Genomic DNA, 4,188 nt, shown 5'->3' on the forward strand with positions numbered 1-4,188 from the left:
CCCTCGCGCCGGTCGGCCACCCGCGGCCGGCTGAGCGCCACCCCGAGCTGGCGGACGTCCCGGGAGGCCGCCGCGCCGCCACCGCCCGCCGGTGGCCGGCCCGCCCCGTCCGGCCGGCTTGTCCCGTCCGGCTGGCCTGTCTCGTCCGGCTGGCCTGTCTCGTCCGGCTGGCTTGTCTCGTCCGGGGGAGTCGCAGTGCCTGACGCGCCGCCTGGAGGGCATGGTGTGCCCAGTTCGTCGGGCGTACCTGGCGTGCCTGATGATGTGTCCGGGATGCCTGATTCATCCGGTGCGTCCGGTGCGTCCGGTGCGTCCGGCGTGCCTGGAGCGTCCGTCGCCGCGGGGGTGAACGTCTCGCTGACCAGGGTCAGCTCGGTTCCGGTGGACGAGGCGGGCAGCGGCACGGCGACCGGCGTGAACACGGCGCCGGCCTCGACGTCGGCGAGGGCCTGCCCGGCCGCGTCGATGACGCGCAGCCGTACCGTCCCGGACGCCCCGGGCCGGCCGACGTCGGCGTGCAGCACCCGGTCGCCGCCGGGGGCGACCGAGAGGACCCCCGCGCCGTTCGACCAGACCCACTGCCGGCGGCGGCCGCCCTCGGGCGGATACCAGCCCGTCCCGTACCCGACCGCCGGGCGCACGCCTCGCAGGAACGGGCTGCCGGCGCGGATCGCGGCCCGGCGCCACGCCGCCGCGTCGTGATCGGCCGGTGTCGGGAAGAAGCACAGGTACGCCGAGTGCCTCGAGCGGGGGACCAGCCGGCTCATGTACGAGCCGTTGACGAACAGGTCGTACTCGGCGCTGATCTCGGCGACGGCGTCGTCGCCCCGGTCGGGCAGCAGGCGGTACCGGCAGCCGGACAGGTCGAGCCCGAGGTGGGCACCGAGCGCGTCCAGGTCGACCGCCGAATGCCCCAGCAGGTCGACCTCGGCGCCTTCGGCCGCGAGCACCTCGGCGATCATGCCGTTGTGGCGTTCCCCGCCGCCCATGGAGTGCCAGAACCTGTTGTAGACGGCGGCCCGGATGCCGCTGGCCGGCTTGGCTGCCGGCCGCCGCGTGTCAGCCGGGTGCCGAGCGGTGGCCTCGGCGGCGACCGGCCGCGTTGCGGTCGCCTGCGCTGTCGCGGGCGGTGCCGGTGTCGTCGTGGCCGCCGGTGTTGCCGCCGGTGCCGGTGCCGGTGCCGCCGGTGTTGCCGTCGGTGGTGTCGTCGGTCCGGTCGTCATCGTCGCACCAGCCAGTTCTCCAGCTCGTGGCGGCGGGTCGAGGCGGTGCGTGAGATCGCCCGGCGGCGGGCCAGCATGGCCGGCAGCAGCCGCAGGTAGGAGGCGATGACCGTCAGCCGCAGCCAGGTCGGGCGCAGCGGGGGGCGGCTGCGCGCGGCCCACGCCTGGCGCAGCGTCCGCAGCGCGATGGACGCGGTCGTCAGCGGGTAGCGGGCCACCGCCGCCAGCGCGATCCGGGCGCTCGCGTCCTTGGTGAGCATCAGCAGCCGGTTACGGTCGGTGTGGAAGACGAACAGCGGCGACCACTCGACGCTGGACGCCGAGTGGACGTGCCGCAGCACCGCGTCCGGTATGTAACGGATCGTGTAGCCGCGGGCGCGGATCCGCCAGGACAGGTCGGTGTCCTCGTAGTAGAGGAAGAAGTCGTCGTCGAACCAGCCGAGCTCGCGCCCAAGCTGGGTGCGGATCGCCATGCCGTTGCCGCAGGCGGTGAAAACCTCCTCGGCCCGGGCGAACTGGCCGGTGTCGACCTGCTGGTAGCCGCGGTCGGCGCCGTACCCGTCGCGCAGCACGATCCCGCCGACGTTGTTGATCACATCGACGCGCGCCACGCCGTCCGGGACGGTGAACTCCACCGTGGACGGTTCGGCGCCGGCGTCCAGCGTGACCGACCCGCCGTCCCAGCTCAACGTGACCGGTTTGGGTGCCTGGCCGGCCCAGGTGAAACCGAGCGTGACCGGGCCCCCTTCCGGGACCGGGACGCACAGCTCGCCGTCACCGCGGGTCCAGAAGAACGGCGCGTCCCGGCCGCCCTCGGCGCCGAAGGTCAGTTTCTCCCACAGGACCTCCCGTAGCACCTCCCGGCCGTCGACGGTCACCGACGACACCCGGACGCCGAGTTCGCGCGGGTCGTGCGGGCCGGGGGTGAAGGCCGGCGTCGACAGCCGCAGCCGTAGGAAGCGGGGGAGGAAGACGACCTTGCCGGTGACCGCACCCAGGCGGTCGCCGCCGGGGGCGTCGAACGGCGCCAGCAGGTTGGCCAGCCAGTCCGGCTCGGGCACCGCGTCGTTGTTGAGCAGGGCGGCGTACTCGGTGGTGACCGCGCGTAGCGCGAGGTTGTTGCCGCCGGCGAAGCCGAGGTTGGTCTCGGAGGGCACCAGCCGGACCCACGGGTAGCGCTCGGCCAGCAGCGCCCGGGAGGAGTCCTGCGACGCGTTGTCGACCACCCACGTCTCGAAGGCGAAGCCGGTCACCTGCTTGGCCAGGCCGTCCAGGCAGGCCGGCAGCAGGTGCGCACCGTTCCAGTTGACGATGACGACGGTCACCAGCGGCTTGGCCGGCTCGGCCTCCGGGCCGGCGGGCGTGGTGTCCGGGCCGGTGGCGGCGACGGCCGGGTCGCCGGCCGCGCTGGTCAGGTCGGTGGGTGTGACGCCCAGGGCGGCTGACGCGCTGGCGGACGCGCCGGCCGGGCTGCTGGACTCGGTGGCCGGGCTGCTGGACGTGCTGACCGGGCTGGCGGGCGCGCCGGCCGGGCTGCTGGACGCGCTGGCCGGGCTGGCGGGCGCGGTGGCCGGGCTGCTGGACGCGCTGGCCGGGCTGGCCGGGCTGCTGGACGCGCTGGCGGACTCGGTGTTCGGCCCGGGGGCCGGGCCGGGGGTGGTCGGGTCGCTCATCCGCGGGCCCTCGCCTCGTAGTCGACTTTGAGCAGGCCACCGGCCTGCGGGCCGCTGATCCCGAACAGGTCGTCGAAGCGGCGCTTGGTGACCGGGGCGCCGGTGGCGGCATCGGAGACGTGCACGCTGATCGCGAACGCGCCCAGCAGCTCGGGGATTTTCGGCACGGTGAAGTCCACGGTGAGCAGGCCGGGTCTGCTCGGTATGCCGCCGACGGGCGTCTCCATCAGCCAGATCGGCAGATCGTGCTGGCCGAGAACGTAGACGTGCAGGTAGATCCGTTCCGGCGCGTCCAGGGTGAGGTCGAGGGTCAGGGAGACGGTCAGTTTCTCACCCGGGTCGAACTGGACCTGGGACGGCCCCCCAGGGTCCCTGGCGAAGGTCGCCAGGACGGGCCGGACGGCGGCGACGTCGTAGGGCACGGGCCCGTCCGAGGGCAGGCTGCCCAGGCGTTGCCGCAGCAGCCGGGTGCCGATCTCCGGCGCGCCGTCGAAGATCATCGAACCGGATTCCAGGACCAGGACCCGGTCGCAGATGCTCTCGACCAGGTCCAGGGAGTGCGTGACGAACAGGATCGTGCGCCCCTGCCGCCGGAACTCCTCGATCTTCGCCAGGCACTTCTTCTGGAAGGCCTCGTCCCCGACCGCCAGCACCTCGTCCACCAGCAGGACGTCCGGGTCGACGTGGACGGCCACGGCGAACCCGAGCCGGACGTACTGGCCGGACGAGTAGTGCTTGACCTCGTCGTCGATCTTGTGGGGGAGCTCGGCGAAGTCGACGATCGAGTCGAACATCCGGTCGATCTCGCGGCGGGACAGGCCGAGCAGGGACGCGTTGAGGTAGACGTTGTCCCGCCCGGTCAGCTCGCCGTTGAAGCCGGCGCCGAGCTCCAGCAGGGAGGCGATCCGCCCGTTGACCGAGACCTCGCCGTGGGTCGGGCGCAGGATGCCGGCCAGCACCTTCAGCAGCGTGGACTTGCCGGAGCCGTTCGCCCCGGCGAGCCCCACCGTCTGGCCGTTGCCGATCTCCACGTCGATGTCGCGCAGCGCCCAGAAGTCGTCCCCGCTGGCCTGCCCGCGGCGGACGAACAGCTCCTTGAGGCTGGTCGCCCGCCGGTGGTAGGAGACGAACTTCTTGCTCACACCGGTCGCCCGGATCACCATCGGGGCAGCCGACGGGCCCCCCGGGGCGGCCTCGGGCGCCGGGGCGCCCACCATGGACGCCGGACCTGCCGCGTCCACCGGACCTGCCGCGTCCACCGGGCTCGCCGCGTCCGCCGCGGATGCCAGGCT

Annotated in this window: 3 protein-coding genes and 1 pseudogene; 1 reads left to right on the top strand and 3 read right to left on the bottom strand. The window is 73.7% G+C overall.

Translation table 11 applies throughout. The features are described 5' to 3' along the window. Both NBW84_RS13100 and NBW84_RS13105 read right to left on the bottom strand, forming a co-directional pair. Positions 1 to 1,223, bottom strand: a pseudogene (locus NBW84_RS13100) (hypothetical protein); the annotation flags it as partial. Beyond that, positions 1,220 to 2,638, bottom strand: a complete 1,419-nt coding sequence (locus NBW84_RS13105; RefSeq protein ID WP_445548272.1) for a glycosyltransferase family 2 protein — start codon at positions 2,636 to 2,638, stop codon at positions 1,220 to 1,222. The pseudogene NBW84_RS13100 and the gene NBW84_RS13105, both read right to left, overlap by 4 nt. Between NBW84_RS13105 and NBW84_RS13110 the strand changes: the two genes are divergently transcribed. After that, positions 2,529 to 2,927 (top strand): hypothetical protein, encoded by a 399-nt coding sequence (locus NBW84_RS13110; RefSeq protein WP_250284953.1) that lies wholly within the window; start codon positions 2,529 to 2,531, stop codon positions 2,925 to 2,927. The genes NBW84_RS13105 and NBW84_RS13110 overlap by 110 nt on opposite strands. On the opposite strand, the gene NBW84_RS13115 is transcribed toward NBW84_RS13110, so the two are convergent. Next, entirely contained in the window at positions 2,893 to 4,113 is a 1,221-nt protein-coding gene (locus tag NBW84_RS13115) for an ABC transporter ATP-binding protein (RefSeq protein WP_250284946.1), read from the bottom strand. The genes NBW84_RS13110 and NBW84_RS13115 overlap by 35 nt on opposite strands. Positions 4,114 to 4,188: the final 75 nt, after the last annotated feature.

This window comes from Protofrankia sp. CiP1_Cm_nod2 (assembly GCF_920664355.1).
In the GTDB taxonomy this organism is placed as follows: domain Bacteria; phylum Actinomycetota; class Actinomycetes; order Frankiales; family Frankiaceae; genus Protofrankia.